This window comes from Rickettsia argasii T170-B (assembly GCF_000965185.1).
GTDB lineage: Bacteria > Pseudomonadota > Alphaproteobacteria > Rickettsiales > Rickettsiaceae > Rickettsia > Rickettsia rickettsii.
On record NZ_LAOQ01000003.1, the window covers coordinates 145,175 to 163,028 of the forward strand.

Sequence of the window (17,854 nt, forward strand, 5' to 3'; positions counted from 1 at the left end):
ATTTTGATGGGTAATATTTATCAAATAGCTTTAGTTTACTAAGGGCTAATGATTTAATTTGGACGTTTTTTGTCAATAATTACTTACTCGGTAAAAAACAATGCCTTTTGATTTGCTATATTGGAATGCGGATCCTACTAACTTGCCGGCAAAAATGTATTAGGAATATTTACAAAATACATATTGCAATAACTGGCTAAAAGAGTCTAATAAAGAGGTACTCGGAACAAAAATAGCTCTTGGAAAAGTTGATTGTAACTCTTTTTTCGTAGCCGCAAAAGAAGATCATATAGCTCCATGGCGTTCAATATATGATGGAGTAAAATTATTAAACGGACATAAGATTTTTTGTTTCACGGATTCAGGGCATGTAGCAGGTGTAGTTAACCCTCCCGCTAGTGCTAAATATAAATATCGGTTTAATGACGACTTAAGTTTAAGTAGTCATGAGTGGCTTATGAAAGCTACGGAATATAAAGGCTCATGGTGGAATTATTGGCTTATAAAAAATAATGATAATAAGCTAGTAGATTCTTTAGATTATCAGAATCTAGAGGCTATTGAAGAAGCTCCAGGAAATTACGTAAGGAAGTAGGTGTTGTTTGTGGGGATACTAAATCGTCATTGCGAGCAGCCATAGGCTGCGTGGCAATCTCATGAGATTGCTTCATCAATTACTTTGTAATTTTCCTCGCAATGACGGAAAAGCCGATCTATGCAACGCCTAAAATATAAATAAGTCATGAAGAGAAAAAATAATAAATTTATAGAAATATCTATTGCCTTTATCTTGGGAATGGCTTTAGGTATTTATGGACAGAATCCGGATTATTTTACTAATCTAATAAGTCAAAAATCATTAGCTTTATCTACTCTGCAAATAAAGCATTACAATATTTCAGAGCTTTCAAGAAGTAAAGTTAGTACATGTTTTACTCCGCCTGCCGGTTGTACTAAGTTTATAGCCAATCAGATAGATAAAGCTGAAGAATCTATTTATATGCAGGCATACGGTATGAGCGATGCGTTAATTACTACTGCACTTATTAATGCACAAGCGCGAGGAGTAAAGGTTAGAATATTGCTTGATCGTAGTAATTTAAAGCAAAAATTTTCTAAATTACATGAATTACAACGAGCAAAAATTGATGTAGGTATAGATAAAGTACCAGGAATCGCTCATAATAAAGTTATAATTATTGATAAAAAGAAGGTAATAACCGGTTCGTTTAATTTCACGGCCGCTGCCGATAAACGTAATGCTGAAAATGTAATTATTATAGAAGATCAGGAGCTAGTAGAATCTTATTTACAAAATTGGTTAAACAGAAAGGCGAGCAACTGAGAGGAAATTCCACTATCTCATTCCCGCGAAAGCATGCATCTAGTAGCTAAAAGATATAAATAGATTTTAAACATTTTTGATGACATTCACTAGCTTGTTTGAAATCTTTAGAAGTTGCTGCTTCTTTAGTAGTATTCAAAATAGTATTAACATTATTTTGTATAATTTCGGAATTTTTCTTAAGCAAAGATTGCATGCTTTCTGTAGCAATTTGGTTAGTTATTAAAAGAATATTCATAGCTCTTTGCATTGTATTTGTGATAGATGCAAGATCTACACTAGGGATATTTTTCATAGAACAAATTCTGGATTCATATAGGATTTCATTAAATCTAAAAATTGTGTATTATTTCACATTATTCATTCTCCTAAAAAATTTTTTATGTTTTATAGGTTACGTATATGTAAACATAAACCCTCAATTCATGCTAACATTTATAAAATTATGAGTCAATAATTGTTAGCATTAAGAATAATATTAAAAATAGTTAAGTTTTTATAAATGTTAGATACATCAATTCAAGCATTAATAAATAAGTGGCAAAAATACCTCGTTTTGCAAAGAAATTACTCTAATCATACAGCAATTTCTTATAATAATGACCTTAAGCATTTTCTTGAGTTTATGAACTATTATAATTCAGAGCTTGTAACGATAAATCATATTAAAACCGCAGATATAAGATTAATCCGAAGTTGGCTTGCAAAACGTAACTGTGATAATTTTACCGCTTCTTCAATTTCACGTGGTTTATCTGCAGTAAAAAATTTTTATAGGTTTTTAGAGAAAACAACACAATTAAATAGTCATATAATTTTTTCTATAAAATCTCCTAAAAAGACTAAATTGTTACCAAAAGCTTTATCGGAAGATGATGTAGTAATATCACTTGAACATATTGAAGAATACGGGAATGTTAAGTGGGTAGAACTTAGAAATAAAGCCCTACTTGTCCTTATATATGCTTCAGGTCTACGTATATCGGAAGCATTATCAATTACGAAACTTCATCTACAAAATCTAGAATTTATAAGAATAATAGGTAAAGGTAGTAAAGAAAGAATAATTCCGTGGTTACCGATTGCTAAAAATTTAATTACCCAATATTTAGAATATTGCCATATAAGTTAGGTGATAATGAACCCATATTTAGAGGAAAGCAGGGTAAGAAATTACAGCCACCGGTATTTAATCGTGAATTAATTAAATTAAAGCATTTTTATGGTTTACCGCAGCATTTAACTGCTCATTCATTTAGACATAGTTTTGCTTCACATTTGCTTGAGCATGGTGCAGATTTACGCTCTCTTCAAGAGCTATTAGGTCATAAAAGTCTATCTACTACACAAAACTATACTAAAACAAGTATAAAACATTTAGAAGCTGTCTATACTACCGCATATCCAATTAAAAAATAAAATATATTAATATTCATAATCTTCTTGCATTAATTTTAAGTTATATATTATTTTAAAAACCTTATAAACATAATATATTAAAAATATATTAAAGTTAATATTGAGATATTAATATGCTAGAAATACCTAAATTACCTATGGGATATAAACCTTCTCAAGATGAAGAATATATGTGTCCTAATCACCTAGAATATTTTAGACAAAAACTTTTAAGATGGAAAGAGGATTTATTAAAGGAATCTCAAGAGACTTTAAATAATTTAAAGGAAGAAAATTTAAAAGAATCCGATCTTAACGATTGTGCTACTCATGAAACAGAAAGAGCTTTTGAGCTTCGTAGTAGAAATAGATATTGTAAATTAATGAGTAAAATAGAAGAAGCATTATCACGTATTAAAAATGGGGAATATGGTTACTGTGAAGAAACAGGCGACCCAATAGGTATAAAAAGATTAGAAGCACGACCTATTGCTGCATTATGTATTGAAGCTCAAGAGCGTCATGAAAATTATGAGAGAAGTCATTTGGATGAGCCTGGGAATTAAGTAGTTAGGTAATTTATGTGCGTGGATCGCAGGAATCCAAAAACATTTAATGCCACCCCGTGGCTTGACCACGGGGTCTAGAAAAACAAATTATTATATTAATAATTTTAGTATTTTTAACTAGATTCTGTGATCAAGTCGCGGAATGACAATAATTCATTTTTGCCGGCATGACACTTGAACATCTAAAACCTAAAGAAGTTAGAGCATTTACTGTTTCAAATAAAGGTAATCCCATAACATTTGAATATGAGCCGGAAATAAATGAGATAAAAGCTTCTGCATAACCGGAAATTTTACATCCGCCTGCTTTATCTATGCCCTCATCCAAAGAACAATAAAAATTAACCTCTTCCTCACTTAATTTTTTGAACTTAACAATAGTCTGAACTATTTTTTGTCTAACTGTAAGCTGATCATTCTCTTTTTTGATAATACATAAACCGGTATAGACACGATGACGACGCCCGGATAACATCTTAATACAATTCTTGACTTCTTCATAAGTAGTAGCTTTCGGCAATATTCTTCTACCTACTGCCGCTACGGTATCGGCAGCTATAATTATAGCTGATTCCTCTATTTGAGATGCAATTTTTATAGCTTTTTCGTAAGCAAGTCTCATGGCTAAGGGAGCGGGTAATTCACGCAAATTAGGTGTTTCGTCTATATCTGCCGGAATAATTTGTGAAGGGATAATCTTGATTCTGTTTAGTAACTCAATTCTTGCAGGAGATCTTGATGCTAATATAATCGGTAGGTTTTTTCTGTTCTGCTTCATACTTATAAAGACTAGTGACGATGAATCACACGACCCTTAGTTAAATCATAAGGAGTCATTTCTACCATCACTTTGTCTCCTAGTAATATTCTGATACGATTTTACGCATCCTACCGGAAGTATGAGCAATAATTACATGATCATTCTCAAGCTTTACTCTGAAAGTAGCATTAGGTAAAAGTTCAAGTACTGTACCTGTAAACTGAATGAGGTCGTCTTTTGACATTATAATTTATGTTTTTATGGTCGGGGCGGAGAGATTCGAACTCCCGACCCTCTGGTCCCAAACCAGATGCGCTACCAGGCTGCGCTACGCCCCGATCATTAATTATGCCTATATTATATACTCTATTATTCGTAGCAAATCAATTTGTTTATGTAAAAATTTATAGATTTTACCTAGAAAAAGTGGTTTTGTTAGGTTCTAAGCTTCATTGTGTCAGTCCTGTGGCTTTGTTGTATGGCCCTTATGTTCATGCCCGTGGAAGCGGGAATCCAGTCTTTTTTGCTGTCATACTGTGACTTGACCCCGATCTTGTATAACAGACTGTGTCCTGAGGTCCCGCAATCAAGTTGCGGGATGACATTAAAGATTACTGGATTCCTGCTTTCGCAGGAATGACTGTGCCAAATAACATAACTCTTGGACCGGTTATACCTGTTGATCTTACTAAAGAAAATGTCGGGCGCGTTGTAGATGTCCCTAACGCTATAAACATCACTTTAACAGGTACACCAGTTACAAATGCACAAGCACTTGCAACGGTTCCTCCTTTTGTTCCAGGACCAGGAGAAGCACCAGGGAATACTTACTATTTTAACAGCTTTAATTTTAACGATTTAGCTAGTACTTTGATTTTTCAGGCTAACATCACTTTTTCCTCCTACTGGTGATAATAGAATCGCCTTTATCTCAGGTCCAGGTAGTATAGTAACTTCTGTTCAAGGCCAGGCAGATCTTACATTACAGATTGACACTGACTTTCAATTTAAACATCCAAGTTGGATTAAGGCAAAACTTTTAATAGTGCAAATAATCAGCTACTTAATTTTGTTACTGATACTTCACCAGCCGCAGGTCTTTACGTTAATGAAGTTATGGATATACAACCTATAGAAAATAGTATCAAGTTTGGCGGCCAAAATGCTACTTATGACGTAAGTAATGAATCGCCAAATGCTGAAGAATTTGTGGCTAGCTTCAACCTAGTTCCAGCAAATGATGTAGATGGTCAATTAAGAGTACACGTGGATTCCGGTAGCCGAGAAATTGCACTTAATGCAGATAGCGGTAATGGAACAGGAGAGACAATTTAACACAACAGTTATTACAGGACAGACTGATTTTAAAGGGTCTGCAGGTACGGTTAACGTTAATGATACCGGTACTTTAGCAGTAGTGACAAGTAGTGCAGCAACTAACAGTAATTTAGTATTTTTAGGAGGCGGTAACGTTACCGGAGTCATAAATAATATTGGAGCAATTACTGTTAATGCAGCAGGTAATAAAACGGTTATCTTGCAAAAAAGTATATCCACTACTTCTTTAACACTTGGTAACAATGCTGTGGCGAATTTACAAGACTCGCTTACAACAAGCGGTAACGTGGATTTTACCAATGGCGGTGTTTTAGAGTTTTCGGGAGCAAATCCTGCAGGTTATTTACTTAACAGCCAAATCAAAAACGGGAACACAGGAACATTAAACGTTTATACTACCGGTACTACTTTAACGGCTACTGATTCAAGTATAGGTATGGTAAACACAATTAATATCGGGCAGGGAAATGCAGTTGCAGCATTTACGATAGATGTATCTAACAAGGCTTTAACGCTAGGAAGTGCTATTAATTTGAATAATACTAAATCTGTATTTGGTTTAACTACTAGCAAAAATCAACCTTGATGCATTAAACGGTGATTTTCCATTAGATGCACCAGGTGTTACATTCGTGAATCCCGCATCTGTTTTAAAGTTAATGACTACCGTAGCTAGTGGCAAGAACAGTACTATAGAGTTAACAGGTAATATAGAGCAAGTTGTTCCAAATACCGGTGTAGTTGAGATAAATGCAAGAAATGCTAATACCAAGTTAACAATAGATGGTATGGCTAATAAGTATGATATCGGAACAAAAGCAAATCCGGTGAGTACAGTACAACTTACAGGGTACGGAACACTGGTAATAACTGCTCTTAATACCCCAAATATCGACGTATCCGTTGCAAAAGTTGCTATAGGATCAGTTTGGATCAAATGTTTTTTTCTCGACTCCTTCCGGTCCTATTAATAGCGAGCTTGGGGCTGTATTGACGGTAATATGAATTGCCAAAATAATGCCGGTACCGTAATATTTGCTAGTGATATAGAAAATAATATAACATCAGCTATTACCGGTAATATAACAAGTACCGGAGGTACTAACGGTACTATAGGTACAGTTGACGGTAACGGAAACTCAACGAATACAATTACGAACCTTGCAATGTTAAAAGCGGGTGTTGACAACAACACCGTTACGATTAACGCCGGCGGTAATATGTCAATTGCTGAAATCCAAGGAACCGGCACGGGTAATATAGTGTTTACTCAAGTAACTAATTTGGTGGTATTAACATCACATGTGGTAAAGCTGTGGATTTAATGTTTACCGGTCCAAGCAGCGTTAGTGGAGCTATAGGTAGTAGTACTTCAAAAGTGGGTGATATAACTATTAGCGGTGATGTATTAAATTGTACCGGAGGTATTAATGCAGGATATGTAATATTAATAAATGGTGGCGACATAAAATTTAAGGGAACAACGAATAGTTTAGATATTGCTGAAGGATCAAGATTTTCTCTTTTTGCTTTTAAATCCTAAGGATAGAGCATGGTAATTTTTGATGAATTTACCGCTATTACTTATTCCGGTAGTATAGGTACTAAAGGAATGGTCGATATAGTTCAAATAGACGGGGGTGATGTTACAATTCAAGGTACCGTGAAAACAGGCTCGATTTCATTTACTACTGCTCCGTCTGCAACTTTAAGCCTTAATAATACAAGTATAATAAATGAATCAATTACGACCACAGGTAATAAAATCCATACTCTTGCAATATCAAATGATTTAACAACTGGAGCTAGCGGTAGTGGTTCAGTAGGTTCAGACTCAAATTACCTTAAAACCGTTCAGTTCAACGGTGTAGACAGTAAAATCACAATCGATAGCAAAGATTTTTTCTCGAGTATAACAACCAAGACTAAATAATCAAGGTACGGCAATATTTAACGCTAATAATGGTTTGACCGATGATTTAGGCGGTGAGAATTTAAACCTTAAACTAGTTCAGTAGTAATAAAGGCACGGTAAAAGGGGATAGCTATGCTAAAGATATTACTATTGATGCCGGTAAATCAGCGGTATTTACCGGTTATAACAGTAGAAGTTTAGACATTCCGTCAGCCACGGTCGGCGGTGTTAAAGTGCCAAGAGCAACAACAAAATTTCATTACAAAACAAAAATCGTTTCAGAGAACTTCAAAGGGAGCAGCAGCAACTCTTCAGCGGAATACACTAATGCTGCACTTGTACAAGCACCGATTAACTACGGTAGTCATAAATTCAATGATGATGTATGGTTACAAAAAGCGGTAATAGGCACTAATGCTGTTACTTTTGCACCGAAGAAAACCGCTTTTATTGCATCGGATTTAGGAGCAAATACTATAAGTTGCCGATCAAGCAACAATGATGTTTACCTGTGATAATACTAGCGTAAATGTCGGGGGCAATATCTCAGGAAGTAATATAACTTTCGATCTTGGTAATAATAAAGTTACTTATACAGGCTCTGCTACTCCTACCGGTGAGCTTATTATAAATGTCTTCTATGATACTATAAATGCAGGGCAAACAGGCAATGCTAATAGCGGTCAAGTAGTTGGGGGTTATAATGATCTATGGAAAGAACTTCATTTTCACCGATGGCAGGAATCAGGCTTACTAAGATTAAAGATTCCGGTTATCAGGAATACGGTACTGCTTTCCAAAACCTAACTATTCAGAAACGTCAATATAACAAGGTTGAAGGTATACTCGGCGGTGAAATTAAGACAACCTACTATAAGGATGAATTCATAATTAGACCGCAAATTCATGCCTTTATTAATTACGATTTCAAAGGTAAAACACCGGCAATCGTTGCAGATCTTAACGGTTTTAATGAGCCTCTACCGGTACCGCCACCTAAACCTACTAAAGTACTATATGATTTAGGGGCAGGTGCAGTAATTAAGAAGGGTAGAATGGAGTACGGAGTGCATTACAGTCGGAACTTAGCTAAAAAATACCATGCCCAGTTCGGTACGCTAAGACTTAAAGTAAACTTCTAAAAACCCGCATCAATTAAGAATAAGGATTTTAAAATCCTTATTCTTAATTACACACCGAATAGCGGATTACTATATAATCAGCTGTTTGCATAAAATTAAATAATTAAGTTGAATTTATATAAGGATTATTATATTAATATTTGTAATTATTTTTCAGGAACTGCGATAGTTTTTATGGTAATTGCATGTAGTTTTTTATTTAATATTTCAGACAGGGCGTTTTTTACTAATTTATGTTGATTAATTAAAGAAAGTCCATTAAATTGAACGTCTGATATTTCTAAGGCATAATGGTCTTGATCTCCTACTAAATCAGTAATTTTCATTGTACTGTTCGGAAATGATTCTTTAAGTATTTTTTCTAACTCTTCTACAGATATTGCCATTATTTTATCAATATTAATTTAAGTATTAATTAAAGTTTTTTTGCTTAAAGTAAAGCTTTATGTGAATTTTTATTATAGAATTTTAAACATTCATTGATAAAATCGACTCTTATGCATATAATAATTAATATTATTATGTCATTTATTAGTTATTATGAAAAAAGAAACTGAAGAATTAAAATTATTTATCTTAGAATGTTTAAGTGAGAAAAAAGCAGAAGATATTGAGAAAAAAGCAGAAGATATTGAGGTAATTGATTTAACAGGAAAACATAAATTAGCCGATTATATTATATTTGCTAGCGGTCGTTCGACTAAAAATGTTGGAGCAATTGCTGAATATGTAGCTTTAGAATTAAAAAATAATGCTGGTATAAATAGTAATATTGAGGGGCTTGGTAAATCAGAATGGGTACTAATAGATGCAGTACTATTTTAATTAATATTTTTTATCCTGAAGTACGGGAGCATTTTAAGTTAGAAGAAATTTGGAAAAGATGAACGATCATATTCTTATTAACGTTATAATTTTACTCGGTACTGCGGTTTTTATCGTGGCTATACTTAAGCGTCTTAGATTAAGTCCGGTACTTGGTTACTTAATTGCCGGAGCTACAATAGGTGATCACGGTTTAAAAATCGTAACATATGACCAAACTAAGTTACTAGGTGAACTTGGTGTAGTATTTCTATTATTTGCGATAGGACTTGAGTTATCCTTCGAGCGATTAAAAGCTATGAGACGATATGTATTTGGTCTCGGTAGTTTGCAAGTTTTAACAACCGCTATAGTAATTGCCGGTGCAATGGTGCTTATAGACGGCAATAGTAGTGCGGCTATTATTACCGGCGGTGGTCTGGCCCTTTCATCTACGGCACTTGTTATGCAGGTTATTGAGGAAAATCGTAGTCAATCAACGCAAATAGGAAGAGTTTCTTTAGCTATTCTGTTACTACAAGATTTGGCCGTAGTGCCATTGCTTGTGATAGTTCCGTTACTTGCCGGTAACAATAAAGCCTCGCTTGCAGCGGCTCTTGGTATTGCACTCTTAAAAGCCGTAACGGCCTTACTTACAATATTTATTGTCGGTCGTGTTTTTCTTCGTCCTGTATTTTCATTCATTTCATCAGAAAGTAATAATGCAAGCGAGTTACCTATTTCGATGACTTTGTTAATAGTACTTTCTGCTGCTTGGGCTACCGAAACATTTGGTTTATCTTTAGCTCTAGGAGCATTTGTTGCCGGAGTATTAGTTGCGGAAACTGAATTTAGATTGCAGGCAGAGGAAAGTATTTATCCTTTCAAAAGTTTATTTTTAGGATTGTTTTTCATGACCGTGGGTATGAATATCGATGCCCTAGAAATGTATGAAAAAATATCTCATATTCTTACTTTATCTATTGCTTTAATAGGTATAAAAACCTTAATCATAACGGCTTTTTGTATTTTATTCGGTTTTAATAAAGGAGTTGCTTTTTATTCAGGCTTATTATTATCGCAAGGTGGAGAGTTTGGTTTTATATTATTCAGTTTAGGTAAAGATAGTGGAGTATTAGAAGAAAGTACTGCCGATATATTATTACTCGTAGTTACTTTTACTATGGCACTTACTCCATTACTCGCAGCTTTAGGACAAAAGATTGCCGAGAAAGTTGATAAAGGACTTGGTAAAACTCCGACTCAAATGATTGAGCTTGGGGCAAGAGATTTAACAAACCATATTATTATTGCCGGACTCGGTAATACCGGTAAAATGGTAGCAAGAGTTTTGGAAGCGGAAGGTATAAGTTACGTAATACTTGATTTAGATGATGATAGAGTAAAAGAAGAGCTATCAAACGGTTTGCCGGTTTTTAAAGGTGATGTATCGCAAGCCGATACTTTAAAGGCATTAGGTACGGAAAGAGCATTCGCTATAATACTTACTATGAATAATCAAGTAACTATCAAGAAATCGCTTAAAACAATTAGCGGTAATTATCAGGATATACCGGTTGTCGTTAAGTTAAAAAATTTAAAAAATGCTAGAGAGTTTTATGATTTAGGTGCCACAACTATTATTCCAGAAAGTTATGAGACTGGATTACAAATAGGTGGAACAGTCCTAAAAAATATAGGTATTAGCGAGCAGGAAATTAATAGAATAAAAGTACAATTTAGGCTTGGTAATTATATAATAGAAAAAAAAGAGGATGCTTTATCTGAAGCGGAAGATAATGATTAAAATTCTTATTACTTTAATTATTGTAATATTATCAACAACAATTAATGCTGATAATAAAAAATTGCCTATTCCGAGATTTGTTTCAATAAAATCTAATGAAGTAAATGCAAGGAGCGGACCAACTACTAAATCTACCGTAGAATGGGTTTTTGTTAAAAAAGGCGAACCGGTAGAAATAACTGCAGAGTACAAGCAATGGCGACAAGTACGTGACATTAACGGTGAAGGCGGTTGGATACATTCAAGCGTTTTATCAGGTAAAAGATCAGTAGTTATTACTTCTGATAAGGAAATAGAACTTACCAAATCTGCAGGCCCTAAAAGCCGAGTTATAGCAAAATTAATGCCAAAAGTTCGTTGTAGTTTAAAAAAATGTAAAAAACAATTCTGCCAAATTACATGTAAGGATTACACAGGTTGGATTTCCAAGAAAGTAATTTGGGGAGTGTATGATGATAATGATAGGTATTAATAGGCTTCTTGCATAACCTCCTTCTAAAGGTAATTTGTACGTCAATCCGGTACTCGCATCCTCACGTACTTTTATGTACGCTACAGTGCTGTGTTCCGTGTTTTCTTCAAGTTCCTCTTTATTAAGATAGGTGATGCAAGAAGCCTAGTACCGATAATAAATTGTAAAAGTAATTTACTATTTGAAGTTAATTTGCTATGTATAAAAGTTTACCAAAGATATAATTATTTATCCAAAGATATTTAGATGGTACAAATGATGTCGCATTTAAAAAATTATTTAGCGCTAAAGTAAAATTAATAAATTTATTGAACTCTCTTCTTAGGTTATTGCAAGGAGATAGAATCATAGATTTAAGCTATATAACTACTGAACAGTTACCTTTATTTCTTGAAGGGCAAAAAAGTTTGTTCGATCTACAAGTTAAAGATGAAACTGGTAGATGGTATATAATCGAGATGCAGCGTAAAATGGAGAAAGATTATCTTAATAGAACGCAGCTTTACAGTTGTTATACCTACGTTAGTCAAATTAAGAGGGTATGAAACATAAGGATTTATTGCCGGTAGTAATAATTTCTATCATAGGAGCAAAAGCTTTGCCTGATGAATTGCCGTATATTAGCTATCATCATATAAAAGAAAGTAATACCCATAAACAATATTTGTTTTCATTAACTTATGTATTTAATTGAACTAGGGAAGTTTAAAAAAAATGATCTTAAAGATGATACCGATGAATGGTTGCATTTATTAAAATATGCTTCGCAAGAATAAGAACCACCAAAAGAGATTAAAAATGAAATTGTGTTATCGGCATATACAAGTTTAGAGCAATATAAATGGACAGAACAGGAGCATGATGATTATTTTAGAGCTGAAATGGCTATATAAAAAGAAATAGACAAGTTTGAAGAAAAGTTTAATGCCGGGATGGAGAAGGGCATAGAGAAAGAGAAAATTGAAACTGCAAAAGAAATGCTAATAGAGAATGAACATATAGAGAAAATAGCACGATATACTAAGCTTACAATAGAAGAAATAAAAAAGCTACAAGCAGAAAAATATAAAGTATAGATATTTAAAGCAAACCACCTTACCCGAACGTTCTCTTAAAATTAGAGCAAGGCTTAATTGTATAGTGCAGCAGGTTTTAGATATTGCACAGGAAAAATCGCTATGATTATCTTGTACGGCTCTTTTGCTGGAGGAGATTGGGTACGTGATCTACCTTACGGCTATCATAGCGATACTGATATAATTCTGAAAAAAGGTAAATATAAAGTATACACTGTTTTAAGATTAAAAGATAATATAATATATATATAAGATTAGAAAACACAGGAATAATAAACCCTAAGCAAATTATTCCGTATGATTCAAGAATATCGATAATTCTAGAGTCAATAGAGGAAATAAGTAGGCAGTTAGAAAAAGGACGTTATTTTTATACCGATATAAAAAAAGAAGGTATTCTTTTATATGATAGCGGTGAATTTATACTTAGCGAGGCTAAAGATTTACCTTGGAGCGAGATGAAAGACATCGCTAAAGATTATTATGAATATTGGTTTGGTAGAGGTAAAGGTTTTTTAAAAGGGGCAACTACTTATTTAAACGATTTGGAGTATGTTTTTTATCAGCCTTTGCCCTTTATCAAGCTACGGAAAGTCTTTACAGTACTATTTTATTAGTTTTCTCAAACTACAAACCTAAATTACATAATTTACAAGAACTAGGTAGCATGGCAGGAAATTATGACAATGAATTATGGAGTGTATTTCTTCAATTAACCGAAGAACAAAAAAAGTGTTTTGAGCTTCTTGAAAAAAGCTTATGTTGATGCAAGATATGATAAAAACTATAAAATTACTAAAGAACAGCTGCTTTGTCTTATTGAAAGAATAGAAAAATTAAAAGAAATCACCGCAAGAATCTGCACAACAAGAATTAATCCGTAAGGATTGAGTGTCATTCCTAACTCAGCATTACCTGCGTGGATACCGAGTCATCATTGCGAGCGACTGCAAGGAGTGTGGCAATCTAGCAAAAATAATAAAAATCTAAATATTAGCATTTTTAACTGGATTGCTTCGTCAAAACTTGCAGTTTTTCCTCACAATGACGGGGGCTTTTAAAGATATCTATAGTTATTGAGCAATGCCCATCAAGGTTTTAGTTTAAAGATTGATATAAATATAGTATAATATAAAACTTTTTATAGTATATTCGATGAACTGCAAAAATTGGCTGAGTCGTTCTACGAGAGCTTCGGTTCTCGTGTATTACGTTATACGCAGCTCATCTTGCTTTGTGAACTCTTCGCTCTTTTTGCAGTTGATCTTCGTATACTAGGCTTTTAGTTTAATAGATAGATATATATATATAAAATTATGAGTAAGAAACTTTATATTAAGACCTACGGATGTCAGATGAATGTTTATGACTCCGTTAAGATGCAGGATTTGCTTTATCCCTTTGGCTATGAACCTACTGAAAATATTGAAGAAGCAGATGTTATTATTCTAAATACTTGTCATATCAGAGAGAAAGCAGCCGAGAAAACTTATTCTGAACTCGGTCGTATTAAGAAACTACAAGATACCAGAACAAAACAAGGTTTAAGTTCTGCAATAATAGTTGTATCCGGTTGTGTTGCACAGGCGGAAGGGGAGGAGATTTTTACAAGAACTCCTTATGTTGATATTGTTGTCGGTCCGCAATCTTATTATAACCTACCGGAATTAATCTCAAAAGTCGTTAGACACGAAAAGCACTTAATCGATCTTGATTTTGTTGAAGAAGCAAAATTTGATCAGCTACCTGAGCAATTATATCCGCAAGGAACAAGTGCCTTTATATCGGTACAGGAAGGGTGCGATAAATTTTGTACTTTCTGTGTAGTACCTTATACTAGAGGTGCTGAATTTTCAAGAAATGTAGAGCAGGTTTACAGAGAAGCACTAAAAGTAGTTAGTAGCGGTGCTAAAGAAATTATGTTACTTGGACAAAATGTCAATGCATATCATGGTAAAGGTCCTGCAGATAAAATATTTAGTCTAGCCGATTTACTCAAACATCTAGCACAAATTCCCAATTTAGAGAGATTACGTTATACCACCTCACACCCGATAGATATGAATGATGATCTAATAAAGCTGCACGGCACCGAACCTAAATTAATGCCGTTTCTACATCTACCGGTGCAGTCAGGTTCAAATAAAATATTAAAAGCCATGAACCGCAAACATGATTGGGAATATTATTTTGATATAATTAATCGCTTAAGAGAAGCAAGGCCCGATATAGTTTTATCCTCTGATTTTATTGTCGGGTTTCCCGGTGAAACAGATGAAGATTTTGAGGATACGTTAGATTTGGTCCGCAGAGTAAAATACGGTCAGTGTTATTCGTTTAAATATAGCCCACGTCCCGGCACACCTGGTGCAACTAGAACCGACCAAATACCTGAACATATAAAATCAGAGAGATTAACTATATTACAACAAGAACTCATGGCTCAGCAACTAGCTTTTAATGCAAGTTGTGTTGGTAGTACTATGAAAGTTCTATTTGATCGCAATGGTAAATTCGACGACCAGATAATAGGTAAAACTCCATACATGCAGTCCGTATATATCCAAAACCCTAATAAATCTTTACTTGGTAAAATCATTGATGTAAAAATTACTAAGGCTTCACTTAATAGTTTAACCGGCGCAATATTATAAGTCATGTATAAATCTCTTCTTTTTTGTTTAAAAATTTTTGTCTTCCTTATTTTAGTAGGTTGCGGGATTACTGCTTATATAATATACCACTATTCACGTGATTTGCCTGATTACTCACAGCTTGCACGTTATTACCCACCGTCGGTAACGCGTATTTATTCCCGTGACGGCAAATTAATGGAGGAGTACGCTTTTGAACGTCGTGTATTTGTACCGATTAATAGCGTACCGAGTTCGCTAATAGAAAGTTTTATTGCAGCTGAGGATAAGAATTTCTATAACCATCCCGGCGTTGATTTGCTTGGAATAGTTAGAGCGGCATTTTTAAACATATCTAATTATTTACATCATAGGCGTATGGAAGGAGCGTCTACCATTACTCAGCAAGTGGTTAAAAATTTTCTGCTAACTAACGAAGTTTCTCTTGAACGTAAGATTAAAGAAGCGATTCTTTCTTATATGATTTCAAGAGTATTTACTAAGGATCAAATTTTAGAATTATATCTTAATCAAACATTTTTTGGTCGTGGTGCATACGGTGTTGCGGCAGCTGCACAAAATTATTTTAATAAATCCGTAGAGGAACTTACTATTGCAGAATCAGCGTTTATTGCGGCACTGCCTAAAGCTCCTTCCGAACTTAATCCTAAGAAAAACTATGCTAGAGTAAAAGCTCGTCGTGATTACGTAATAGCACGTATGTTTGAAGATGGTTATATAACAAGAGACGCTGCGAAAGAAGCTATGGATAGCCCGATAGTTTTACGTAAACGAGCTAAGGAAGAAACTGTTACGGCAGATTATTATGCTGCACAGGTCAGAGAAGAAGTAATTAGGATGTTAAATAGTAAGGAAGAATTTTATACCGGAGGTCTTACTATCATTACTTCTTTAGATGAAAAGATGCAGCAATTAGCTGAAAACTCTCTAAGAAAAGGTCTAAGGGAGTTTGATAGAAGGCGTGGTTTTAGAAAGCCTATAGCTAATATTTCTCTTGATAATTGGCAAGGAGAGCTAAAAAAACTACCGACTCCTCCATCGCTTTTAGAGTATAAATTAGCTGTAGTTCTAGATGTAGCTGATAATCATGTAGAGATTGGACTTATAGATGGCAGCAAATCTAAGATGCATATTGCTGAAATGAAATGGGCAAGAAGTAATCTTAAATCAGTTAAGACCTTGCTTAAAAAAGGTGATGTGATAGTGGTTGAGGCTATAAAAGAGGGGTATGCTCTTCGTCAGATTCCTGAAGTAAACGGTGCTATTATGGTTATGAACCCAAATACCGGACAGGTACTTGCAAGCGTCGGCGGTTATGATTTTTCCACAAGTAAATTTGATAGAGTAACTCAAGCACTGCGTCAACCCGGTTCTTTGAGTAAAACCTTTGTGTATTTAGCAGCTCTTGAAAACGGTGTTAAGCCGAATCAGATTTTTAATGATGGACCTATTGAGATTTCGCAAGGTCCAGGGATGCCTAGTTGGCGTCCTAAAAATTATGAGGGTAAGTTTTTAGGTGAAATCACTATGCGTACTGGTCTTGAAAAATCTCGTAATCTTATAACCGTAAGAGTTGCAACTGCCGTAGGACTTACAAAAATCGTTGATATAATTAAGCGTTTCGGTATTAATAATGAACCAAAAAAAGTTTACTCTATGGTACTTGGTTCAATTGAAACCACACTTAGCAGAATGACTAATGCTTATGCAATTATTGCTAACGGCGGTAAAAAAGTGGAGCCTCATTTTGTAGAATTAATTAAAGATCGTAACGGTAAAATTATTTATAGGCGAGATGATAGAGAATGTCTTGCTTGTAATGTTTCGGATAGTAATTTAGATACCGCAATATTAGAAATACCGAAAGAATATATCTATAGAGTTACGGATGAAGCTAGTGATTATCAAATTATTTCGTTTTTAACCGGAGCAATAGATAGAGGTACCGGTTATGCTGCGAAGAAGTTAGGGAAAATTATCGGCGGAAAAACCGGTACTAGTAACGATAGTAAAGATACATGGTTTATAGGTTTTACACCCAAAATAGTAGTCGGCAGTTATGTGGGTTATGATACACCGAAAGAGCTTGGCAAAAGAGCAACAGGTTCAAACGTAGTATTACCGATTTTTATTGATTTTATGAGTAATGCTTATAAGGATAAGCCATCGCTGCCTTTCAAAGTTCCAGATTCAATTAAGCTGATCGCCGTAGATAGAGCAACTGGTAAAATTACACCAAGCGGTACTGTTATAGAAGCATTTAAAGTAAATAATGTTCAGATGCTTGAGAATGAAGATATGATTGATAATCAAGATAATAATGATATTTTTGATTATGTACCGAGTAAGGAAGATCAATCTCAGGAAATTTACTAAACTGTATAATTAGTTTAAGCCAATGTCATTCCCTGTGCTCGATGTCATGCAACAAAACCACCTATTTTTATTTTTTAACCTATGAAAAAAATTATTTTATATCTCACTGCCCTAATATCACTTATTATACCTTTTATAACTCTTACCTTTTAAAAAAGGATATGCTGACTATCTTGAAGTTTGGAAACAATCCCAAAC

General features: G+C 34.2%; 23 protein-coding genes, 1 tRNA gene and 4 pseudogenes. 23 read left to right on the forward strand and 5 right to left on the reverse strand.

The features are described 5' to 3' along the window. Positions 1–457 precede the first annotated feature (457 nt). The gene (locus RAT170B_RS10810) at positions 458–595 is read left to right on the forward strand and encodes a hypothetical protein (RefSeq protein WP_024704383.1); all 138 of its coding nucleotides are present in this window, start codon (positions 458–460) and stop codon (positions 593–595) included. 147 nt (positions 596–742) lie between these two features. Next, entirely contained in the window at positions 743–1,345 is a 603-nt protein-coding gene (gene pld, locus RAT170B_RS04570) for a phospholipase D (RefSeq protein WP_045805710.1), read from the forward strand. A gap of 46 nt (positions 1,346–1,391) precedes the next feature. Here pld and RAT170B_RS04575 read toward each other — a convergent pair whose 3' ends face one another. Beyond that, positions 1,392–1,640: a phasin family protein gene (locus tag RAT170B_RS04575; protein ID WP_014419962.1), complete on the reverse strand. Its 249-nt coding sequence runs from the start codon at positions 1,638–1,640 to the stop codon at positions 1,392–1,394. A 207-nt stretch (positions 1,641–1,847) separates the two neighbouring features. Here RAT170B_RS04575 and RAT170B_RS04580 point away from each other — a divergent pair. Both RAT170B_RS04580 and dksA read left to right on the forward strand, forming a co-directional pair. Next, positions 1,848–2,764 (forward strand): annotated as a pseudogene (locus tag RAT170B_RS04580) (tyrosine recombinase XerC). Between the two features lie 113 nt (positions 2,765–2,877). Then, positions 2,878–3,309 (forward strand): RNA polymerase-binding protein DksA, encoded by a 432-nt coding sequence (gene dksA / locus RAT170B_RS04585; protein ID WP_045805712.1) that lies wholly within the window; start codon positions 2,878–2,880, stop codon positions 3,307–3,309. 133 nt (positions 3,310–3,442) lie between these two features. Here dksA and RAT170B_RS04590 read toward each other — a convergent pair whose 3' ends face one another. The 3 genes and pseudogenes from RAT170B_RS04590 to RAT170B_RS04600 all read right to left on the reverse strand — a co-directional run bounded on the left by RAT170B_RS04590 (position 3,443) and on the right by RAT170B_RS04600 (position 4,410). Further along, positions 3,443–4,090, reverse strand: coding sequence for a Maf family protein (locus tag RAT170B_RS04590; protein ID WP_014014841.1), 648 nt, complete (start codon positions 4,088–4,090; stop codon positions 3,443–3,445). 11 nt (positions 4,091–4,101) lie between these two features. Next, a pseudogene (infA, locus tag RAT170B_RS04595) lies at positions 4,102–4,316 on the reverse strand (translation initiation factor IF-1). A 17-nt stretch (positions 4,317–4,333) separates the two neighbouring features. Further along, a tRNA-Pro gene (locus tag RAT170B_RS04600) sits at positions 4,334–4,410 on the reverse strand. A 304-nt stretch (positions 4,411–4,714) separates the two neighbouring features. Between RAT170B_RS04600 and RAT170B_RS11540 the strand changes: the two genes are divergently transcribed. From RAT170B_RS11540 to RAT170B_RS04650, 9 genes and pseudogenes are all read left to right on the forward strand, one after another. After that, positions 4,715–4,984: a hypothetical protein gene (locus RAT170B_RS11540; RefSeq protein ID WP_261368706.1), complete on the forward strand. Its 270-nt coding sequence runs from the start codon at positions 4,715–4,717 to the stop codon at positions 4,982–4,984. A gap of 204 nt (positions 4,985–5,188) precedes the next feature. After that, a complete protein-coding gene (locus tag RAT170B_RS10500) occupies positions 5,189–5,407 on the forward strand; it encodes a hypothetical protein (protein ID WP_045805714.1) in 219 nt (72 codons plus the stop codon). After that, complete coding sequence (locus RAT170B_RS04615) at positions 5,370–5,996, forward strand: hypothetical protein (protein WP_261368707.1); 627 nt, start codon at positions 5,370–5,372, stop codon at positions 5,994–5,996. The genes RAT170B_RS10500 and RAT170B_RS04615 overlap by 38 nt, the downstream gene beginning before the upstream one ends. A gap of 73 nt (positions 5,997–6,069) precedes the next feature. Beyond that, positions 6,070–6,381 (forward strand): hypothetical protein, encoded by a 312-nt coding sequence (locus tag RAT170B_RS04620; protein WP_261368708.1) that lies wholly within the window; start codon positions 6,070–6,072, stop codon positions 6,379–6,381. A 30-nt stretch (positions 6,382–6,411) separates the two neighbouring features. Next, positions 6,412–6,735: a hypothetical protein gene (locus RAT170B_RS04625; RefSeq protein WP_261368709.1), complete on the forward strand. Its 324-nt coding sequence runs from the start codon at positions 6,412–6,414 to the stop codon at positions 6,733–6,735. Beyond that, positions 6,735–6,953, forward strand: a complete 219-nt coding sequence (locus tag RAT170B_RS04630; protein ID WP_045805715.1) for a hypothetical protein — start codon at positions 6,735–6,737, stop codon at positions 6,951–6,953. Before RAT170B_RS04625 ends, RAT170B_RS04630 begins: the two co-directional genes overlap by 1 nt. Before the next feature lie 9 nt (positions 6,954–6,962). Continuing rightward, positions 6,963–7,343: a hypothetical protein gene (locus RAT170B_RS10505; RefSeq protein ID WP_261368710.1), complete on the forward strand. Its 381-nt coding sequence runs from the start codon at positions 6,963–6,965 to the stop codon at positions 7,341–7,343. Between the two features lie 215 nt (positions 7,344–7,558). Then, positions 7,559–7,840, forward strand: coding sequence for a hypothetical protein (locus RAT170B_RS04645; protein ID WP_045805716.1), 282 nt, complete (start codon positions 7,559–7,561; stop codon positions 7,838–7,840). Next, positions 7,827–8,467: pseudogene (locus RAT170B_RS04650) on the forward strand (autotransporter outer membrane beta-barrel domain-containing protein). The gene RAT170B_RS04645 and the pseudogene RAT170B_RS04650 overlap by 14 nt, the downstream one beginning before the upstream one ends. Before the next feature lie 146 nt (positions 8,468–8,613). Here RAT170B_RS04650 and RAT170B_RS04655 read toward each other — a convergent pair. Next, the gene (locus tag RAT170B_RS04655; RefSeq protein WP_012151363.1) at positions 8,614–8,853 is read right to left on the reverse strand and encodes a BolA/IbaG family iron-sulfur metabolism protein; all 240 of its coding nucleotides are present in this window, start codon (positions 8,851–8,853) and stop codon (positions 8,614–8,616) included. Positions 8,854–9,007: 154 nt separating this feature from the next. On the opposite strand from RAT170B_RS04655, the pseudogene rsfS reads away from it, so the two are divergent. From rsfS to RAT170B_RS04700, 10 genes and pseudogenes are all read left to right on the forward strand, one after another. Further along, positions 9,008–9,354: pseudogene (rsfS, locus tag RAT170B_RS04660) on the forward strand (ribosome silencing factor). Continuing rightward, positions 9,351–11,078: a cation:proton antiporter gene (locus tag RAT170B_RS04665; protein WP_045805717.1), complete on the forward strand. Its 1,728-nt coding sequence runs from the start codon at positions 9,351–9,353 to the stop codon at positions 11,076–11,078. Before rsfS ends, RAT170B_RS04665 begins: the two are co-directional and overlap by 4 nt. Continuing rightward, positions 11,071–11,550 carry an SH3 domain-containing protein gene (locus tag RAT170B_RS04670; RefSeq protein ID WP_045805718.1) on the forward strand — a complete coding sequence of 160 codons (480 nt, stop codon included), beginning with the start codon at positions 11,071–11,073 and terminating at the stop codon, positions 11,548–11,550. The genes RAT170B_RS04665 and RAT170B_RS04670 overlap by 8 nt, the downstream gene beginning before the upstream one ends. 308 nt (positions 11,551–11,858) lie before the next feature. Beyond that, positions 11,859–12,095, forward strand: coding sequence for an Rpn family recombination-promoting nuclease/putative transposase (locus RAT170B_RS11550; RefSeq protein WP_261368713.1), 237 nt, complete (start codon positions 11,859–11,861; stop codon positions 12,093–12,095). Next, entirely contained in the window at positions 12,092–12,244 is a 153-nt protein-coding gene (locus tag RAT170B_RS11555; RefSeq protein ID WP_261368714.1) for a hypothetical protein, read from the forward strand. Before RAT170B_RS11550 ends, RAT170B_RS11555 begins: the two co-directional genes overlap by 4 nt. A gap of 238 nt (positions 12,245–12,482) precedes the next feature. Continuing rightward, positions 12,483–12,626 carry a hypothetical protein gene (locus tag RAT170B_RS11560; RefSeq protein WP_261368715.1) on the forward strand — a complete coding sequence of 48 codons (144 nt, stop codon included), beginning with the start codon at positions 12,483–12,485 and terminating at the stop codon, positions 12,624–12,626. Positions 12,627–12,683: 57 nt separating this feature from the next. Beyond that, positions 12,684–12,878 (forward strand): hypothetical protein, encoded by a 195-nt coding sequence (locus tag RAT170B_RS10515; RefSeq protein WP_045805719.1) that lies wholly within the window; start codon positions 12,684–12,686, stop codon positions 12,876–12,878. A gap of 635 nt (positions 12,879–13,513) precedes the next feature. Further along, on the forward strand, positions 13,514–13,687 hold the full coding sequence (locus RAT170B_RS10520) for a hypothetical protein (RefSeq protein ID WP_186786285.1): 174 nt from the start codon (positions 13,514–13,516) through the stop codon (positions 13,685–13,687). A 255-nt stretch (positions 13,688–13,942) separates the two neighbouring features. Next, positions 13,943–15,280, forward strand: coding sequence for a tRNA (N6-isopentenyl adenosine(37)-C2)-methylthiotransferase MiaB (gene miaB / locus RAT170B_RS04695; protein ID WP_045805720.1), 1,338 nt, complete (start codon positions 13,943–13,945; stop codon positions 15,278–15,280). 3 nt (positions 15,281–15,283) lie between these two features. Next, on the forward strand, positions 15,284–17,656 hold the full coding sequence (locus tag RAT170B_RS04700) for a penicillin-binding protein 1A (RefSeq protein ID WP_045805721.1): 2,373 nt from the start codon (positions 15,284–15,286) through the stop codon (positions 17,654–17,656). Positions 17,657–17,854: the final 198 nt, after the last annotated feature.

Bases quoted from the DNA above. Each gene is read 5' to 3' on its own strand.
- RAT170B_RS11560 (WP_261368715.1), top strand. From the start codon at position 12,483: ATGGAGAAGGGCATAGAGAAAGAGAAAATTGAAACTGCAAAAGAAATG.
- RAT170B_RS10505 (WP_261368710.1), top strand. From the start codon at position 6,963: ATGGTAATTTTTGATGAATTTACCGCTATTACTTATTCCGGTAGTATA.
- RAT170B_RS04700 (WP_045805721.1), top strand. From the start codon at position 15,284: ATGTATAAATCTCTTCTTTTTTGTTTAAAAATTTTTGTCTTCCTTATT.
- RAT170B_RS04665 (WP_045805717.1), top strand. From the start codon at position 9,351: ATGAACGATCATATTCTTATTAACGTTATAATTTTACTCGGTACTGCG.
- RAT170B_RS04625 (WP_261368709.1), top strand. From the start codon at position 6,412: ATGAATTGCCAAAATAATGCCGGTACCGTAATATTTGCTAGTGATATA.
- RAT170B_RS10500 (WP_045805714.1), top strand. From the start codon at position 5,189: ATGGATATACAACCTATAGAAAATAGTATCAAGTTTGGCGGCCAAAAT.
- miaB (WP_045805720.1), top strand. From the start codon at position 13,943: ATGAGTAAGAAACTTTATATTAAGACCTACGGATGTCAGATGAATGTT.
- RAT170B_RS04630 (WP_045805715.1), top strand. From the start codon at position 6,735: ATGTTTACCGGTCCAAGCAGCGTTAGTGGAGCTATAGGTAGTAGTACT.
- RAT170B_RS04670 (WP_045805718.1), top strand. From the start codon at position 11,071: ATGATTAAAATTCTTATTACTTTAATTATTGTAATATTATCAACAACA.
- RAT170B_RS04620 (WP_261368708.1), top strand. From the start codon at position 6,070: ATGACTACCGTAGCTAGTGGCAAGAACAGTACTATAGAGTTAACAGGT.
- RAT170B_RS10810 (WP_024704383.1), top strand. From the start codon at position 458: ATGAAAGCTACGGAATATAAAGGCTCATGGTGGAATTATTGGCTTATA.
- RAT170B_RS04655 (WP_012151363.1), bottom strand. From the start codon at position 8,853: ATGGCAATATCTGTAGAAGAGTTAGAAAAAATACTTAAAGAATCATTT.
- pld (WP_045805710.1), top strand. From the start codon at position 743: ATGAAGAGAAAAAATAATAAATTTATAGAAATATCTATTGCCTTTATC.
- RAT170B_RS04615 (WP_261368707.1), top strand. From the start codon at position 5,370: ATGCAGATAGCGGTAATGGAACAGGAGAGACAATTTAACACAACAGTT.
- RAT170B_RS04575 (WP_014419962.1), bottom strand. From the start codon at position 1,640: ATGAAAAATATCCCTAGTGTAGATCTTGCATCTATCACAAATACAATG.
- dksA (WP_045805712.1), top strand. From the start codon at position 2,878: ATGCTAGAAATACCTAAATTACCTATGGGATATAAACCTTCTCAAGAT.
- RAT170B_RS11555 (WP_261368714.1), top strand. From the start codon at position 12,092: ATGAAACATAAGGATTTATTGCCGGTAGTAATAATTTCTATCATAGGA.
- RAT170B_RS04590 (WP_014014841.1), bottom strand. From the start codon at position 4,090: ATGAAGCAGAACAGAAAAAACCTACCGATTATATTAGCATCAAGATCT.